Source organism: Geobacter sp., from assembly GCF_030834625.1.
In the GTDB taxonomy this organism is placed as follows: Bacteria; Desulfobacterota; Desulfuromonadia; order Geobacterales; family Geobacteraceae; genus Geobacter.
The window spans coordinates 137,396-154,381 of record NZ_JAUQXO010000075.1 but is presented as its reverse complement, the minus strand read 5'-3'; the positions used below and the strand labels follow the sequence as shown (position 1 = coordinate 154,381).

Below are 16,986 nucleotides of genomic sequence, written 5' to 3'. Positions count from 1 at the left end.
CTCAGGGGTGGAGCTCCAGGTGCCGCTCCTCCAGATTTTTTATCCGGTCACGGAGCTCGGCCGCCTTCTCGAACTCCAGGTTCTTGGCGAAGGCGAGCATCTCCTTGCGCAGCTTTTTGACCAGCTTGGGTATCTCATCGGCAGGAACGTACTTTTCTTGAGGCTCGGCCGCCAGCGGAATCGTGTAGTAGTCCCGTTCCTCGATGGATTCGAGGATGGTGCGGAGCCCCTTCTTCACCGTCTGGGGGGTGATGCCGTGCTCGGTGTTGAAGGCCTCCTGGATCGCCCGGCGCCGAGAGGTCTCGTCAATGCACGCCCGCATGGATCCGGTCACGGTGTCGGCGTACATGATGACCCGTCCCTTCACGTTGCGGGCGGCCCGGCCGCAGGTCTGGATCAGGGAGCGGGCCGAGCGGAGGAACCCCTCCTTGTCGGCGTCGAGGATCGCAACGAGCGAAACCTCGGGGATGTCGAGCCCTTCCCTGAGGAGGTTGATACCGACGAGCACGTCGAACTCGCCGAGGCGCAGATCCCGGATGATCTGCATCCGCTGGATGGTGTCGATGTCCGAGTGGAGGTATTTCACCCGCACCCCCAGGTCCCGGTAGTAGTCGGTGAGCTCCTCGGCCATCCGCTTGGTGAGGGTGGTGACCAGCACCCGTTCGCCCCTGGCCGTGGTCTCCCGCACCTCGTGGAGGAGGTCGTCCACCTGCCCCGATGCGGGCCGAACCTCGATGACAGGGTCCAGGAGGCCGGTGGGGCGGATCACCTGCTCCACCACCACGCCGCCGGCCTGCTGCAGCTCGTGGTCGGCGGGGGTGGCGGAGACGTAGACCGTCTGGTTGAGCCGCGCGGTGAACTCCTGGAAGGTGAGGGGACGGTTGTCCAGGGCCGAGGGGAGGCGGAAGCCGTAGTTCACCAGGGTCTCCTTGCGGCTGCGGTCTCCCCGGTACATCCCTCCCACCTGGGAGACGGTGATGTGGGACTCGTCCACGAAGAGGAGGAAATCCTTCGGGAAGTAGTCGATGAGGGTGTAGGGGGGCTCCCCCGGCGCCCGGCCATCGAAGTGACGGGAGTAGTTCTCGATCCCCTGGCAGAACCCCATCTCCTCCATCATCTCCAGGTCGAACATGGTCCGCTGCTCGATCCGCTGGGCCTCCACGAGCATGTTCTGTTCCCGGAACCACTGGATACGTTCCCGCAGGGCCACCCGGATCTCCTCGATGGCCCGCTCCAGGGTCTCGCGAGTTGCCACGTAGTGGGAGGCGGGGTAGATGGCGCACTTTGTGAGCCGCTGGTGCGCCACTCCCCGCAGGGGGTCGATCTCGCTGATGGCGTCCACCGTGTCGCCGAAAAATTCGATCCGCAGCGCCTTCTCGTCCTCGTGGGCCGGGAAGATCTCCACGATATCCCCCCGCACCCGGAAGGTCCCCCGGTGGAAGTCCACGTCGTTGCGCTCGTACTGGATCTCCACGAGTTTTCGGAGGAGAGCGTCGCGGCCGTACTCCTCCCCCTGGTGGAAGAAGATGTGCATCGCCTGGTACTCGGCCGGGGAGCCGATGCCGTAGATGCACGACACCGACGCGACGATGATCACGTCGCGCCGCGTCAGGAGGCTGCGGGTGGCTGCGTGGCGCAGCTTGTCGATCTCGTCGTTGATGGAGGAGTCCTTCTCGATGAAGGTGTCGGTGGTGGGGAGGTAGGCCTCGGGCTGGTAGTAGTCGTAGTAGGAGACGAAGTACTCCACGGCGTTATGGGGGAACAACTCCTTGAATTCACCGTAGAGCTGGGCCGCCAGGGTCTTGTTGGGGGCCAGGACCAGGGCCGGGCGGTTGGTGGCGGCGATGACGTTCGCCATGGTGAAGGTCTTCCCTGAGCCAGTGACGCCCAGGAGGACCTGGTGCCGGTCCCCCCGCAGGATTCCCTCGCTCAGTTCCTCGATGGCCCTTGGCTGGTCTCCCCGGGGGATATAGTCACTCTCCAGTCTGAAACGCTCCATGGGCGGCATGGTAGCACGTTCGGCGAGTGATTTCATCCGGTTATAACGGTGAATCAAGTGTAAAAAATGCCCCCTGAAGGGGGCGGGCTTTATTTTGCGGATGCAGTGAGTTTGGGGGTGAGGTTCAGGGTGAGCCAGTAGGTTCCGATGAGGCGGAGCGCCTCGCTCAGCTGGTTGAAGTCGACCGGTTTGCGGATGTAGCTGTTGGCGCCCAGGGTGTGGCACTCCAGGATGTCCTGCTCCTCGTTGGAGGAGGTGAAGACTACCACCGGGAGAAGCCGGGTCCGTTCGTCGCTCCTGATCCGGCGAAGAACCTCGAGCCCGTCAATCTTGGGGAGCTTCAGGTCAAGAAGTACCAGGCTGGGCATGGCGTCCGTGGCGCGTCCCACGTGGGCTCCGGTGCTGAAGAGGAAATCGAGGGCTTCGACCCCGTCCCGTGCCACGGTGATCTCGGAGGCGGTGTTGTGCCTGCGGAGGGCGCGGAGTGTCAGTGCTTCGTCATCGGGGTTGTCTTCAACGAGGAGAATGTGTCTGTTGGTCATGGGAGGCCCTTGCACATGGATGTTGTCGACATAGTAACATTACCATACCACGGAGGGAAAATAGTTAAAGGGTATAAATTAAATATTCGGCTGTTTCCTGGAACGGCACAGCAACAAATTATATCGGCAGACAGTGTTAAAATACAGGAAAAAACCGAGGGGAGCCGCAGGCTTCGGGCAGGGGTCGGATGGCGAGGTAGGGCTTGATTTTTGGAATGCCAGATGCAATACTCACTCATATCATTCATAGCAGAAGGAGACTCAGTATGTTCGGATTCGGCATGCCTGAACTTATAGTAATTCTTGTCATCGTCCTGGTGGTCTTCGGCGCCGGCAGGCTTCCGGAGATCGGCGCTGCCCTCGGCAAGAGCATCAGGAACTTCAAACGGTCATCGGAAGGCAAGGAAGAAATCGAGATAAAGCCTGAAAAAAAGGACGAATCCTCGAAGTAGGGGCGAAGAAGCCCGATGCACGAAGGGCCGGCGGATGCCGGCCCTTCGTTTTTTGCCCGTTCGGAATGGGGAGGTGGGTGTCGGGAACGGCCCTCAGCTAGTGGCCCTTCTTGATTTTCTTGGCCTTGGAGGGCGATTTCTTCGACGATTTTCGTGATGCCTTTTTCGTGGCCTTCTTCGAAGACTTCTTCTTCGATGATTTCGACTTCTTTGCCTCTTTCGCCGCTTTCCCTTTGCGGCTTTTCTTGCTGAACCGGGAAGGCTCGGGGGAGAGTTCCTCTTTGATGTTGCTCAGGAGGACGGCGGTTTCCTCCATCCCCGGATCGGCTTTCTTGGCTGCTTCCAGGGCTTCCTTCGCTTCGGGGATCTTTCCCATTTTCAGGTAGATCCGTCCCAGGGCGTTGAGGCTCTTGGCGTGGTCTCCCTTAAGTTCCACAGCTTTCTTGTACCGTTCCTCGGCGGCGTTGTAGTCCTTCTTGAACTCGTAGATGAGCCCAAGCTTGTAATGGCTCGCCGGGTCGTTGGGGGCGAGTTCGACCCCCTCCTTCAGCAGGGTGATCAACTCGTCGTATTTCTTGGACTTCACGTAGAGGGCCGTGAGGACGTTGCGGGCCTCCGGGTCGTCCTTCTTGATCCGGAGGATCTCCCGGTACTGCTTCTCGGCCTCGTCGTTCTGGTTGCTCTTGCGGTAGAGGGTTGCCAGCTCGCGGCGGGCCTCCAGGTTGTCGGGGTCGATCCTTATGGCCTCCTGGTAGGATGCGATGGCCTCCTTGGGGTTCTTTGCGCTCAGGAGGGCCCGGGCGAGCTTCAGGTGGAGCAGCGGATTGCTTTCACCCTTCTTGAGGAGTTCCCGGTACTGTTCGATGGCCTGGGGGTAGCTGCCGCGAAGCGTGTAGATGTCTGCCAACCGCCGGCGGGCGTCGCCGTTGTCGGGAGAAGTGTGGATGGCCTGCTTGTACTCGACCACCGCCTCGTCGATGAGCCCCTTCCGTTCATAGAGGACGCCGAGGTTGTAGTGGGTATCTCCGCCGCCGATCTTGAGCCGGATGAGCTCCTTATTGGTTGCGATGGCCTCGTCGTCGAGCCCGGCCGCCGTCTGGGCGTCGGCGAGCTTCGAGAGGGCCTCGGGCCAGTCGGGCTTCTCCTTGAGGGCCGTCTTGAACTCTTCCGCAGCCCTCGCATACTCCTTTGCCCGCATCAGTTCATCGCCTCTCCTGAGGCGCTCATCGGAGAGGACGCCGCGCTGCTTCCCCGCCAGGAGGGACTCGTAGTCGGCGGCCTGGCGGTCACCCTTTTTCTCGTAGGCCTCGGCGAGCAGGAGGTTGATTTCTTTGTTGCCGGGGTTGGCGATCTGGGCCTGTTTGAGTTCCTCAATTGCCCGGTTGGTCTTTCCTTCCGCCGTGTAGAGGGAGGCAAGGCCCAGGCGGGCCCCTTCGTGGGAGGGAGAGAGGTTAAGGGCCTTGCGGTACTGCTTTTCGGCGTCGCCTTGTTTGCCCATTTCACGGTAGAGCCCGGCAAGCTCGGTGGGGATGACCGGGTCGGAGGGGATCCCTTGAGCTGCCTCGGCGTAATGGTAGAGGGCGAGGGAGTAAAGCTTGCGCTCGCCGAAGATCCTGGCAAGGCCGTGGTGGTAGCGGGGGGCGGGGTGAGAGGAGATGGCCCGGGTCAGCTCCACGACGGCGTCGTCATGGCTTCCTTTTTCGAGAAGGGCGAGCCCCAGGTTTCCCTGGGCGTGGGGGAAGGCCGGTTCGAGGCGGAGGGCCTCGCGGAAGTTCCTGATCGCCTCGTCATGGCGTCCACCCCGTTCAGCCCGGAGCCCCTGGACGAAATAGCCCGCAGCTCCATCAGGACAGGCGTCGAGGATTCGCTCCTCGGTTTGCCTCGCGACATCACCATCGACTTTCACCGGGATGGTGGCGGCCATGCGCTTTGCGTCGTCGCAGCGGCTGTCGGCCCCTGCGGTCAAGGGAATCGAGATGGCAAACTGGAAGAGGAGGGTCGGGATCAAGATCGTTCTGCGGTATATCACGAAGTGTCCTCCTGAAGTCTGAGTGGTGTTTCGATGCCTGTCGTTTCAGACTGCGTGGCAGGCTTGGGTTGTGCGGGAGTGGTGCTCGTCGGCAGTCTCCTCGCAGTTGGCCTCGTGTGGTGAGGCGGTCTTGGTGTGGCGGCAGCGCTGAAGGACCGGTTGGGCGGAGCAGGCGGCCGCCAGGGCGGCACGGTGTCCGGATGGAGGGTGCGGAGTCGGTACAGGACAGTGTCCGGCCGGATGTGCAATTCGGGGGGATTATACACAGGGGGGGGGCAAAATTCAACGGATTAACCTCTTCAGGGTTGCCGGGAGGGGAAAGCGTGCGGTATTCCCGAGGGTTTCCGCCGGCGGGACGGCGTGGATTGCCTTGACTTCGGGCGCAAAGATGATTAGATGATTAAACTGACACACCGGACCCGATCCCCTTTGTGGGGGACAGGGACTCTCATGCTCAGGCCTTTCCGAACCACGGGGGTGCTATGGCCGTTATTCCCAAGGAGCCGCTCGATTGGCTCTCTCTCCTGCATCTGCAGATGGACGAGGTTTTCGACTACATCGCCCGCACCGGAGGGGGTGAGCGGTGGGGAGAGTGCGAATACCTCCCCGCCGTCGACATCTTCGAGACGCTGGACGAATTTGCGGTGGAGTTCGAGCTTCCCGGCATCGAACAGAGCGACCTGTCGCTCAAGCTGTGCTGTAACATGCTGATTCTGGAGGGGGTCAAGCGCGACGACACCCGAGACGGGGTGAGCTACCGTTGCCTGGAGCGGAGGTTCGGGCGTTTCTGTCGCACCGTCGAGATACCGCCCACGGTGGATCTTGGCGCTGTCAAGGCCTGTTTCCGGCAGGGGGTCCTTGTGGTCACCTTCCCCCGTCTCTCGGATCGGGGGAAGATCATCCGCGAGATACCGATAGAACAAGGAGACGATAATGGAAGAGATTGAAGATAAAGAAAACCGGCAGGAGAGCGAGGAGCTGAAGATCCCCGACATCCTGCCGCTGTTGCCGGTGCGGGACGTGGTGGTCTACCCGTACATGATCCTCCCCCTCTTCGTGGGACGCGAGCTCTCCATCAACGCGGTGGACCAGGCCCTCTCCAAGGACCGGCTCATCTTTCTCGCCACCCAGAAGGAGATGGGGGACGAGGAACCGACGCCGGAGGGGATCTACACCGTCGGTACCGTGGCGATGATCATGCGGATGCTGAAGCTCCCCGACGGGCGGGTGAAGGTCCTCGTCCAGGGGCTCGCCAAGGGGCGGATCATCGAGTTCATGGAATCGAAGCCCTCCTATGCGGTCCGGATCGAGCGGATTGTCGAGTCCTCTGTCCCCGATGAGTCCCTGGAGACCGAAGCCCTCATGCGTGCCGTCAAGGAGCAGCTGACCCAGATCGTTTCTTTGGGCAAGGCTGTCTCTCCCGAGGTCCTGGTGATCGTTGAGAACATGCAGGAGCCGGGTAGCCTGGCCGACCTCATCGCCAGCAACATCGGCCTCAAGGTGGACGACGCCCAGAATCTCCTGGAGATCATCGATCCGATCCAGCGGCTCCAGAAGGTGAACGAGCACCTCAACAAGGAGCACGAGCTCCTCGACATGCAGGTGAAGATCCAGTCGGCCGCCAAGGAGGAGATGGGGAAGAGCCAGCGGGAGTACTTCCTCCGGGAACAGCTGAGGGCCATTCAGCAGGAACTGGGAGAGACCGATCCCCGCTCCGAAGAGCTCAACGAGCTCCGCAAGGCCATCGAGCAGGCCAAGATGCCCCCTCCCGTGGAGAAGGAGGCCTTCAAGCAGCTGGGGCGCCTCGAGCAGATGCACCCCGACGCAGCCGAGGCGGGGATGCTCCGCACCTTCCTGGACTGGATGGTGGAACTCCCCTGGGGCAAGGCGACCAAGGATGTCCTCGACATCAAGCGGGCCATGCAGATTCTGGACGAGGACCACTTCTACCTGGAGAAGATCAAGGAGCGGATCCTGGAGTTCCTGGCCGTGCGCAAGCTCCGCAAAAAGATGAAGGGACCGATCCTCTGCTTCGTGGGTCCTCCGGGGGTCGGCAAGACATCCCTCGGCAAATCAATCGCCCGGGCCATGGGGCGGAAGTTCGTCCGCATCTCCCTGGGTGGGGTGCGGGACGAGGCGGAAATCCGGGGGCACCGGCGTACCTACGTGGGGGCCCTCCCCGGCCGGATCATCCAGGGGCTCAAGCAGGCCGGCTCCAACAACCCGGTCTTCATGCTCGACGAGCTGGACAAGCTGGGTGCCGATTTCCGGGGTGACCCCTCCTCGGCCCTGCTGGAGGTGCTGGACCCGGAGCAGAACCACATGTTCTCGGACCACTACATCAATCTCCCCTTCAACCTGTCCAACGTCATGTTCATCGCCACGGCCAACCAGATGGACACGATTCCGGGGCCGCTCCTTGACCGGATGGAGGTGATCCAGCTCTCGGGGTACACCGAGGAAGAGAAGCTGGAGATCGCCAAGCGCTACCTCATTCCGCGGCAGATGAAGGAGAACGGCATCTCTGAGAAGGAGATCGCCATCACCGACGAGTCGGTGCGCACGATCATCGCCAAGTACACCCGGGAGGCGGGGCTTCGGAACCTGGAGCGGGAGATCGGCAGCGTCTGCCGCAAGGTGGCCCGCAAGGTGGCCGAGGGGGAGACGCGGCGTTTCCGGATTACCCCGGCAACGGTGGCAAAGTACCTGGGTCCGGCCCGCTTCATCCGCGAAGGGGAGATGGAGAAGAACGAGGTGGGGGTCGTCACCGGCCTTGCCTGGACGCCGGTGGGAGGCGAGGTCCTCTTCGTGGAGGCCACCATCATGAAGGGGAAGGGGGGGCTCACCCTCACCGGACACCTGGGGGACGTAATGAAGGAATCGGTCCAGGCGGCCCTCTCCTATATCCGCTCCAAGGCCAAGGAGTTCCACCTGGCCGAGGACTTCCTCTCCGGCGTCGACATCCACGTCCACGTGCCGGCGGGGGCCATTCCCAAGGACGGCCCCTCGGCCGGTGTCACCATGGCCACGGCGCTCGTCTCGGCACTGACGCGGGTCCCGGTCCGCAAGGACGTGGCCATGACCGGCGAGATCACCCTGCGGGGAAAGGTTCTCCCCATCGGCGGCCTCAAGGAGAAGATGCTCGCTGCCATCCGGGCCGGGATCAAGACCATCGTCATCCCTGAACAGAACATGAAGGACCTCGAAGAGGTCCCCAAGCATATCCTCAAGAAAGTGACCGTGACCTCCGCCAAGGTGATCGATGACGTCCTTGCGGTGGCCCTGGAGACCTTCCCCCCTTCGCCCCCCGTCGGCGAGGGGAAACCTGCTGCCGCACCAAAGGTACCGCCGCGGCGAGGGCTTGCGGCCCCGCGTAAAGGGGCTGTCGCCGGGGCGAAGAGTTGAAGCTCCGGGAGATCGGGGAATTCGGCCTCATCGGCCGGATTTCCTCCCGGGTTTCCGACGGCGTGGGGGTTCGGATCGGCATCGGTGACGATGCCGCCGCCGCGGAGCCCACCCCCGGCCGGTGGCTTCTCGTTACCTCCGACATGCTTCTGGAGGGGGTCCACTTCGACCTTGCCTACACCGACCCATTTCGCCTCGGGAGAAAGTCCCTGGCAGTGAACCTCTCGGACGTGGCCGCCATGGGAGGGGAGCCCCGCCACTTTCTCCTCTCCCTCGCCGTTCCGCCGGGGGTGACCGTGGAGTTCCTCGACCGGTTCACCGAGGGGATGCTTGAGCTGGCCCGGGAACATGGCGTTACCCTCATCGGCGGCGACACCTGCCGCTCGCCCCACGGCCTCGTGATTTCCGTCACCCTCCACGGCGAGCAGGCGCCGGAACTCGTTGTCCGTCGCAGCGGCGCCCGCCCCGGCGACCGTCTCTTTGTCACCGGAACCGTAGGCGATTCTGCCCTGGGGCTAGAGCTCCTGCGGCGGGGAGAACGTCAGGGGTGGGCCATCGATCGCCACCTGGACCCGACCCCCCGCGTCCGGGCCGGCGTGGCCCTGGCCCGGGCGGGGCTCTGCAGCGCCATGATCGACGTGAGCGACGGCCTTGCCGCCGATCTGGGGCACATTCTCGACGGTTCCGGCGTCGGAGCCCGGGTGGAGCTCGATCTCCTTCCCCTCTCCCCCTTTTTCCGTGAACATGCACCCCTGGTCTCTCCGACCCCCTCGATTCTTGCGCTGACCGGCGGCGAGGACTACGAGCTTCTTTTTACGGTGCCCCCCGAGAGGAGCGGAGAGGTTGCTCCGCTGCTGGCGGAAACCGGCGTGGCCGTCACCGCCATCGGGGAGATAATCGCCGGCAGCGGGCTTGCGGTGGTGGGGCCCGACGGCCGTGAGGCCGCCGTAGGTCGCGGCGGATATAACCATTTTTGCGATGGTCAGTGAGGGCAGCAGGGCATTTGTCCGCAGTAGGGAACGGTTCTTGCTGCCAGTTGCCGGCATCCCCGGTGGTACCAGAGATTATGATTCCGCCTACGCTCACTAAATCAGCGACAGACGAAACCTCCCTTGACTTTCCCGACCACGCCCTGGCGCGGGTCCGTGACATTCTCAAGGCTCGTCGCAATTTTGACATCGGGAGCTATAAGGACAAGTACCTGAAGCGGCGGATTGCCATCCGGGTGAGGGCGACCCACTCCGCCACGGCGGACGCTTACTGCGAACTCGTGGCCCGCAACGAGGGGGAGCTGGAGCTCCTCGTCAAGGGGCTCACCATTCATGTGAGCCAGTTCTTCCGCAATCGCCCCACCTTCGAGAAGCTGGGGGAAGAGGTGCTCCCCGCGCTCTTTGAGCGGCTGCGGTGCGATGGTCGGGACCACGTCACCTTCTGGAGCGTTGGCTGCGCCAGCGGCGAGGAGCCCTACTCTCTGGCGATCATCCTGAGGGATTCGTTCGGGGAGGAGTTGAAACAGTTCAAGGTTTCCCTCGTGGCGACCGATATAAATGAAGGGATCCTCAACGCGGCCCGCACGGGGGCATATAGTCCCGAACGCCTCGCAGAGGTCCCTGCCGGGGTGAAGGAGCGGTACTTCTCCCCGGTGGGGGACCGGTTTCTCTTGGCACCGGCCGTCAGGGAAATGGTCGAGTTCCGCCGCAGCGACCTGTTCAACCCCGATTCTTCCATTGAGAGCGACTTGATCCTCTGCCGCAACGTCCTCATCTACTTCGAGCGGGGTGAGCAGGCGCGGATCCTCCACGGGTTCGCCTCCTCCCTCCGCACAGGGGGGGTACTGGTGCTCGGCAAGGCGGAAACCCTTGTCGGCGAGGTGCGGCAGCGATTCACCACCCTGTGCCCCGTAGAGCGGATTTACCAGAAGAGCCGTTTTTCTGTTTATTGAGATCCCGTCTCGGTGTCGAAGCCTTCGCTCTCCCGGCCGGCACCGCAGCATGGAGAACCGTGATGCGTATTCCCATCGGTTACAAGTTCATCCTCGGGTTTGTCGTGGTCGTGGCGGCCGTCGCCTTCGCCCCCGCAGGGGTGGGCCTCCTGGGCTACGCGCCGGAGATTGCCAGCGTTCTCAGCTATCTGGTGGCGATGACCATCGGCCTTATCCTCGGGTGGTTCTTTTCCCGCGGCTTTTCCCGGAACATCGCCCATCTCACCGAATCGGCCGAGGCTATCAGCCAGGGGAACCTGACCCGGGACGTGGTGATTCCGGCAACCCGTTTCCCCGACGAAACCGCCGATCTGGGTGACTCCATCAACCGGATGGTGGAAAACCTCCGGGAGCTGGTGGGGCACATCAGGGTAACGGCCGAAAAGGTGGCCTCCTCCGCCCGGACCCTTTCCGGCTCGGCCGTGGAGATCAACGCCTCCACCGGGGAAGTGTCCCAGGCAATCGAGCAGATCGCCCGGGGGACCGGCACCCAGGCGGAGATGGTGGAGAAGAGCTCCCGGGTCATCCACGAGATGGCGATATCGGTGGAGCTCGTGGCCAAGCGGGCCCGCGAGTCGGCCAAGGCAGCCCAGGAAACAAGCCTGACCGCACGGAAGGGACAGGAGCTCGCCAGTGACTCCCTCGAGCGGATGACGGCCTTCTTCGACCGGGTGGAGGAGAGCGGCCGGCAGTTCCTCTCGTTCAACGCCCGGCTCCAGCAGGTGGGGAAAATCGCCGACTTCATTGCCGAGATCGCCCGGCAGACGAACCTCCTGGCCCTCAATGCCTCCATCGAGGCAGCCCGGGCCGGCGAGTACGGCAAGGGGTTCGCCGTGGTGGCCGAAGAGGTGCGCAAGCTGGCCGACGGAACAGGCACTTCGGCCGCCTCCATCATCGACCTGATCGGTGCCGTTCGCGAAGAGAGCCACCGGCTCCAACGACTCATGGAGGAGAGTTCCCGGGAGATCGTCGAAGGGAAGCGAAACGTGAACGTCACCGCCGCCGCCTTCCAGAACATCCTCCAGACCGCCGTGGAGACCGAGCGGCGCGCCGGGAGCATCGCGGATCTCTCCCATATCCAGACCGACGGGGCCGCAAAGATGGTCAAGGCGGTGGACGAGATCGCGCGGGTGGCCGAGGACAATGCGGCTGCCGGCGAGGAGGTTTCGACCGCCACCGAGGAGCAGGCCACCGCCATGCAGGAGATGTCGCTGGCCGCCCGGGAGATGGCTGCCCTTGCCGATGCCCTCATGCAGGTGGTCGAGCGGTTCACCCTTCCCGGGGCGCAAACCCCGTGAGCGATTCCGTCGGCCGCCTCATAACCTTTTTCGTGGCCGGCAAGCGTCACGCCCTGAGGCTGGAGCAGGCGGCCGAAGTGCTGGAAGAAATTCCCACCTTCCCGGTGCCGGGGGTTCCCCCCTGGCTGGGGGAGGCCATTAATTGCCACGGTCGCATCGTGCCTGTGCTGGATCTTGCGGCTTTTCTTGGTGCGCCTGTTCTGACCCGCGGCGGGACGGTTGTCGTCCTCGACCGGCGGGCGGGCGATCTGGCGCTGCGTGTGGAAGGGGCCGTTGCCATCGTGGCTATGGATGCGGCCATGGAAGAGTTGGGGGAGGCCGAATCCCCCGTCGAGCGGTACCTTGTCGTTGCCGGCCAGCGGTTGGCGTTGCTTTCACCGGAAGCAGTGGTGGAAGCCCTGGAAGAAATCCTGAAAGCCGAAACGTGGAGGATGCATGGCTAAGAAGAGAGTGATGATTGTTGACGATGCCCTGTTCATGCGGAACATGCTGCGGGGCATTCTGGAGGAGGATGGCTACGAGGTGGTGGCTGAGGCGGCGGACGGGGGCGAGGCGGTGATCACCTATCGCGACGTCCGCCCCGACATCGTGACCCTCGACATCATCATGCCCGTCAAGAACGGCATAGAGGCGCTCCGCGAAATTATGGCCATGGACCCCAACGCGCGGGTCGTCATCTGCAGCGCCGTGGGGCAGGAGTCCCTGGTCCAGAAGGCCCAGGACGTGGGGGCCAGGGATTTCATCCTGAAACCATTCAATCCCGACCGGGTCAAGGAGGTCATCCGGCGAATCGCCGAAGGATAAGCCCATGGACATGTCCCCCTACCGGGAGATGTTCATTGCCGAGGCCCGGGAAAATCTGGAGCGGATGGGGAGCGACATTGTGGCGCTGGAGAAGGATGCGGCAAACGCCGACCTGATCGGGTCGCTCTTTCGCTCCGTCCATTCGATCAAGGGGATGGCGGCCTCCATGGAGTACCAGGGAATAGGGGGGCTCGCCCACCGGATGGAAGACCTCATGGATCGGGTGCGCAAGGGGCGTCTTTCTTTCGATGGCGGGGTTGCGGACCTCCTCCTTGCCGGTGCGGATCTGCTGGGGCACATGATCGACGATGTGGCCGCCGGGCGAGCTGGTGACCACGATACCGCCGAACTCATCAAAAAGCTTCTCGCCTACGATGGTACCACCGGTGAAGGGGAAGGGCCCGTCTCTCCCAATACTCCCGCTGAACTGCTTTCGCAGCCGTCGGAACCCGGTCGTGCCGCTGAGGGTGAAAGGAATGCCCCCCCGCACGGCAACCGGGAGGAGCAGCGGACGGTGCGGGTCCGGTCCGACCTTCTGGACCGCTTGGTGAATATGGCCGGAGAACTGGTAACCTGCAAGAACCGACTCACGGAGCTTGGGAAGGAACTGGAGTCGGATCGGCTCCGGGGGACGGTCAATGAGCTGGCTGGCCTGGTGCGGGAGCTTCGCAATGAGGTGATGGCGGTACGGATGCTTCCCTTTGGCAGCGTCTGCGAGTACTTCCCGCGGATGGTCCGGGATCTGGCCCGACAGGGGGGGAAGCAGGCCAGTCTTGTCATCGAAGGAAAGGATCAGGAACTGGACCGGGGGATGCTCGAACTCCTCACTGATCCCTTGGTCCACATCCTGCGAAACGCCGTGGATCACGGCATAGAGTCTCCCGTTATACGGGCCGCGGCGGGGAAAGATCCGGAGGGGCGCATTGGCCTCACGGTCAGGCGCCAACGGGACCATATCCTCGTTACCGTGGAGGACGACGGGAGGGGGATGGACCCGGAGGCCCTCGTGGCCTCTGCCGTGGCAAAGGGGCTCATCGGCGCCGCGGAGGGACGGGGGATGGGTCCCCAGGAAGCGCTCATGCTCTCCTGCCTCCCGGGCTTTTCCACGGCCGGCACCGTCACTGACGTCTCGGGCCGGGGAGTCGGCATGGACGCCGTGCAGGCGGCGGTCCGCCAGGTGGGGGGTGCCCTCGCCATCGGGTCGGAACTGGGGAAGGGGAGCAGGGTGACCCTCCGGCTCCCCCTCACCGTAGCCATCATCCAGGCCCTCCTCGTTGCCTGCGGCAACCTGACCCTGGCAGTTCCGGTCACGGCTATCCACCGGACGGTGGAGCTGGAGCCGAACCGGATCAGAATCGACGGCAAACGGAGCGTGTTCGATCTTGAGGGTGAGACGGTGCCGCTTGTGGGGCTCGGGCGCATTCTCGGGAGTGGGGACAGCCGTCCCGCGGGGGGGCTCGTTCCCGTCATTGCCGCCGACGTGCAGGGGGGCACGGTTGGATTCGCGGTCGACAGTTTCCTCGGCCAGACCGAGGTGTTTGTCAAGCCTCTCGGACGGCCCCTCGACGCGGTCAGGGGGTTGGCAGGCGCGGCCATTCTTGGAGACGGGCGGGTTGTGTTTATCCTGGACGTCTCGACACTTGTGACGCCGATCGAGCGTCGGCGCATGGTTTCCACTCACCAAGCCGGTAACGGAATAGGGGGAAAAGCCGCATGAAATTCGATGCATTGACAGAGGAGCACCTGGACGCCCTGCGGGAGGTGAGCAATATCGGGGTGGCCCACGCCGCCACGGCCCTTTCGCAACTCATCGGCAGGAGCATCTCGCTCTCGGTTCCGAAAGTTCTCCTGACCGATATCGCCAAGGTACCGGAAGTCTTCGGCGGCGCCGAGAAGCTCGTCGTCGGGATCTACCTCCAGATGCTCGGCGACGCCCGGGGGAACATCCTCATCGTCCTTCCCCGGGATAGCGCCCTGAAGCTCCTCTCGCGGCTTCTCCCGCGGGAGAAGAGCGAGGGGTCTCTCCTCACCGAGCTTGAGATTTCGGCCCTGAAGGAGGTGGGGAACATTCTCGCCTCGGCCTACCTGAACGCCCTCGGCACCCTCATGGGGAAGACCCTGATCCCTTCGGTGCCGGTCCTCTCCTTCGATATGGCCGGTGCGGTCATCGACTACGCCCTCATTGCGTTGGGCGAAGTGGGGGACCTTGCTCTCATGGTCGAAACCGACTTTTTCGGCGAGGAAGAGAAGATTAACGGCCAGTTTTTCCTTCTCCCCGATCCCGAGTCCCTCAAGATAATCCTCACCGCCATAGGGGTGCACCTTTGAGCAAGATCATCAGCGTCAGCATATCGGAGTTCAAGGTGGCCATTGCCCCGGCGGTTCTCGTGACCTACGGGCTCGGTTCCTGCGTCGGCATTGCCCTCTACGATCCGGAGGCCCGGACCGGAGGGCTTGCCCATACCCTCCTGCCTGCCCCGGTGCGGGACACGCAAGGGGTCGAAAAGTCGGCAAAGTTCACCTGCTGGGCCGTTGATCTCATGGTCGATGAACTCGTCAAATGCGGTTGCGCCCCTGAACGACTTGTGGCAAAATTGGCCGGTGGTGCCACCATGTTCGAATCCCAGTATCGCTCGACCCACGGCGGCATCGGCGAGCGCAACGTTGCGGCGGCCAAGGCGGCGCTGGAGCGGTGCGGCATTCCCCTCGTGGCTGAAGATACGGGGGGGGACTACGGGCGGAGCCTGGAGTTCAACACGGCTACGGGGATTATCATGGTCAGGGCGCTGCAGCAGCCCATCAAGCAGATTTAGCATTCACGTGGAGGGTGCATGAAGGCTATCAGGCTGGTCACGGCATTCCTGGCGCTTCTCGTGACGGCGCTTCCCGCCACGGCGGCTTCGGTGGGGACAGTTAACGCCGGTCTCCAGGACGTCATCGACACGGTGGAAAAGTCGTTCAAGCCGGACAGGAATACCGGCCTTCCCCCCCTCTCCACGGTGACCGCCGACTTCTTCCAGCGCTCGACCATGGCCGGCAAGGAGCGGGAAATGCGGGCCGACGGCCAGATGTACTTCAAGGCGGCAACAAGCCGCGAGCCGCTCATGTTCCGCTTTGACTATTTTCGCCCCCTGAAGCAGGAGATTGTCTCCGACGGCCGGACCCTCTGGATGTACCTCCCCGAGAACCGCCAGGTGATCCTGAGCGATGTGACGCCGGTTTTCAATCCCTTTACCTTCGACCCCGACCGGGATCGGGCTTCGAACTTTCTCCAGGGGCTGCCGCGGATCTCGAAAGATTTTCTTGTGGTTTTTTCACCCCAGGGGCAGGACATCGCCGGCAACTACGTGCTGGAGTTGACCCCCCGGCGGGCCACTGCGGCCATCACCAAGCTCTTCATCGTCGTTCCCCGGGAGGCGGTCCTGAGCTACGTCCGGAGCGGAAGGACCACCGTGAATACTGTCTCCAACCTGGGGCGGCAGGAGTGGCCGTTTCCGATCCTCTCCACCACCATGGTGGACCACCAGGGAAGCACGACCCTCATGGAATTCAGCAACGTGAGGACGAACATGATGCTGAGCGATAGTCTCTTCACCTTTGCCGTTCCGCCGGGAGTCCAAGTGGTGAAACCACCCCAGAAACGCTGAGGTCAGCATTTCGTAACGGTTCGTTGGCGGGGGCGGTATGGATCATGCCGCCCCCGCTGTTTGCATGCAGCACCAACCGCTCAGGAGGAGCCCATGATACTTCGTCGTTTTCTGCCGTGCCTTGTAGCGGCAGCCATGTCCATAGCCCCGTCCTTCGCCGCTGCCGCCTCGGTCACTGATGTGGTTACGGCCCTTGAGAAGGGGTATGCCTCCCTCAGGGACCTGCAGGCCTCCTTCACCCAGCGATCCGAACTGGCCTCGGTTAAAAAGGCCCAGACCGGCGCCGGTGAGGTTTTCATCCGAAAAGGGGCAGGAGCGGGGGCCATGTTCCGCTTCAACTACACCAAGCCCCGCCAGGAGATCATTTCCAACGGGAAGACCGTCTGGTACTACCTCCCCGAAAACCGCCAGGTGATGACCATGGATGCCGCCTCCCTCTTCGCGGGAGGGGGTGGGGTGGCCCTGTCGTACCTCACGGGGATGGGAGAGGTCTCCCGGGACTTCACGGCGCGCTTCGTGGGGGAGGGGAAGGATGCCCGGGGGAACTACCTCCTGGAGCTTGTGCCTAAGAAGCAGGGCCAGGCCTTCCAGAAGCTTCACCTCACCGTGTCGGGCCGTGCCGTTGACGACTATCTGGCGAGTGGCCGGGCAACTGTGCCGTTTCCCATCGTCTCGTCCGTGGTCTTCGACCAGCTCGGGAACCGGACCGCAATCGAGTTCAGCAAGGTAAAGGTAAACCGGGGGGTGAAGGCCTCGCTCTTCACCTTCACGGCCCCCCCGGGGGTTGAAGTGATAGAGAACCCCCTGGGGGGGATCCAATAACTACGCA

General features: G+C 63.1%; 17 protein-coding genes. 14 read left to right on the top strand and 3 right to left on the bottom strand.

Annotated features, from left to right (window positions below; all coding sequences use genetic code 11):
• Position 1 precedes the first annotated feature (1 nt).
• Together uvrB and RCH91_RS18470 are read right to left on the bottom strand one after the other, a co-directional pair.
• Complete coding sequence (uvrB, locus tag RCH91_RS18475) at positions 2–1,999, bottom strand: excinuclease ABC subunit UvrB (protein WP_306536579.1); 1,998 nt, start codon at positions 1,997–1,999, stop codon at positions 2–4.
• Between the two features lie 89 nt (positions 2,000–2,088).
• The gene (locus RCH91_RS18470; RefSeq protein WP_306536464.1) at positions 2,089–2,541 is read right to left on the bottom strand and encodes a response regulator; all 453 of its coding nucleotides are present in this window, start codon (positions 2,539–2,541) and stop codon (positions 2,089–2,091) included.
• Positions 2,542–2,556: 15 nt separating this feature from the next.
• Between RCH91_RS18470 and RCH91_RS18465 the strand changes: the two genes are divergently transcribed.
• Positions 2,557–2,748, top strand: coding sequence for a hypothetical protein (locus RCH91_RS18465; protein WP_306536463.1), 192 nt, complete (start codon positions 2,557–2,559; stop codon positions 2,746–2,748).
• Positions 2,749–2,807: 59 nt separating this feature from the next.
• Positions 2,808–2,993, top strand: a complete 186-nt coding sequence (locus RCH91_RS18460; protein ID WP_306536462.1) for a twin-arginine translocase TatA/TatE family subunit — start codon at positions 2,808–2,810, stop codon at positions 2,991–2,993.
• A gap of 97 nt (positions 2,994–3,090) precedes the next feature.
• On the opposite strand, the gene RCH91_RS18455 is transcribed toward RCH91_RS18460, so the two are convergent.
• Complete coding sequence (locus RCH91_RS18455; RefSeq protein WP_306536461.1) at positions 3,091–5,022, bottom strand: tetratricopeptide repeat protein; 1,932 nt, start codon at positions 5,020–5,022, stop codon at positions 3,091–3,093.
• 482 nt (positions 5,023–5,504) lie between these two features.
• On the opposite strand from RCH91_RS18455, the gene RCH91_RS18450 reads away from it, so the two are divergent.
• The 12 genes from RCH91_RS18450 to RCH91_RS18395 all read left to right on the top strand — a co-directional run bounded on the left by RCH91_RS18450 (position 5,505) and on the right by RCH91_RS18395 (position 16,979).
• A complete protein-coding gene (locus tag RCH91_RS18450; RefSeq protein WP_306536460.1) occupies positions 5,505–5,969 on the top strand; it encodes an Hsp20/alpha crystallin family protein in 465 nt (154 codons plus the stop codon).
• Positions 5,956–8,427 (top strand): endopeptidase La, encoded by a 2,472-nt coding sequence (lon, locus tag RCH91_RS18445; protein ID WP_306536459.1) that lies wholly within the window; start codon positions 5,956–5,958, stop codon positions 8,425–8,427. The genes RCH91_RS18450 and lon overlap by 14 nt, the downstream gene beginning before the upstream one ends.
• On the top strand, positions 8,424–9,416 hold the full coding sequence (thiL, locus tag RCH91_RS18440) for a thiamine-phosphate kinase (RefSeq protein WP_306536458.1): 993 nt from the start codon (positions 8,424–8,426) through the stop codon (positions 9,414–9,416). Before lon ends, thiL begins: the two co-directional genes overlap by 4 nt.
• Positions 9,417–9,493: 77 nt before the next feature.
• Entirely contained in the window at positions 9,494–10,369 is an 876-nt protein-coding gene (locus tag RCH91_RS18435) for a protein-glutamate O-methyltransferase CheR (RefSeq protein ID WP_306536457.1), read from the top strand.
• Between the two features lie 62 nt (positions 10,370–10,431).
• Positions 10,432–11,706 (top strand): methyl-accepting chemotaxis protein, encoded by a 1,275-nt coding sequence (locus RCH91_RS18430; protein WP_306536456.1) that lies wholly within the window; start codon positions 10,432–10,434, stop codon positions 11,704–11,706.
• Positions 11,703–12,149 carry a chemotaxis protein CheW gene (locus RCH91_RS18425; RefSeq protein WP_306536455.1) on the top strand — a complete coding sequence of 149 codons (447 nt, stop codon included), beginning with the start codon at positions 11,703–11,705 and terminating at the stop codon, positions 12,147–12,149. Before RCH91_RS18430 ends, RCH91_RS18425 begins: the two co-directional genes overlap by 4 nt.
• Entirely contained in the window at positions 12,142–12,510 is a 369-nt protein-coding gene (locus RCH91_RS18420; RefSeq protein ID WP_306536454.1) for a response regulator, read from the top strand. The genes RCH91_RS18425 and RCH91_RS18420 overlap by 8 nt, the downstream gene beginning before the upstream one ends.
• Before the next feature lie 4 nt (positions 12,511–12,514).
• Positions 12,515–14,227, top strand: a complete 1,713-nt coding sequence (locus tag RCH91_RS18415) for a chemotaxis protein CheA (protein ID WP_306536453.1) — start codon at positions 12,515–12,517, stop codon at positions 14,225–14,227.
• On the top strand, positions 14,224–14,838 hold the full coding sequence (locus tag RCH91_RS18410; protein WP_306536452.1) for a chemotaxis protein CheC: 615 nt from the start codon (positions 14,224–14,226) through the stop codon (positions 14,836–14,838). Before RCH91_RS18415 ends, RCH91_RS18410 begins: the two co-directional genes overlap by 4 nt.
• Positions 14,835–15,323: a chemotaxis protein CheD gene (locus tag RCH91_RS18405; protein ID WP_306536451.1), complete on the top strand. Its 489-nt coding sequence runs from the start codon at positions 14,835–14,837 to the stop codon at positions 15,321–15,323. The genes RCH91_RS18410 and RCH91_RS18405 overlap by 4 nt, the downstream gene beginning before the upstream one ends.
• A gap of 18 nt (positions 15,324–15,341) precedes the next feature.
• Positions 15,342–16,157 carry an outer membrane lipoprotein carrier protein LolA gene (locus tag RCH91_RS18400; RefSeq protein ID WP_306536450.1) on the top strand — a complete coding sequence of 272 codons (816 nt, stop codon included), beginning with the start codon at positions 15,342–15,344 and terminating at the stop codon, positions 16,155–16,157.
• A 93-nt stretch (positions 16,158–16,250) separates the two neighbouring features.
• Positions 16,251–16,979: an outer membrane lipoprotein carrier protein LolA gene (locus RCH91_RS18395; protein WP_306536449.1), complete on the top strand. Its 729-nt coding sequence runs from the start codon at positions 16,251–16,253 to the stop codon at positions 16,977–16,979.
• Positions 16,980–16,986: the final 7 nt, after the last annotated feature.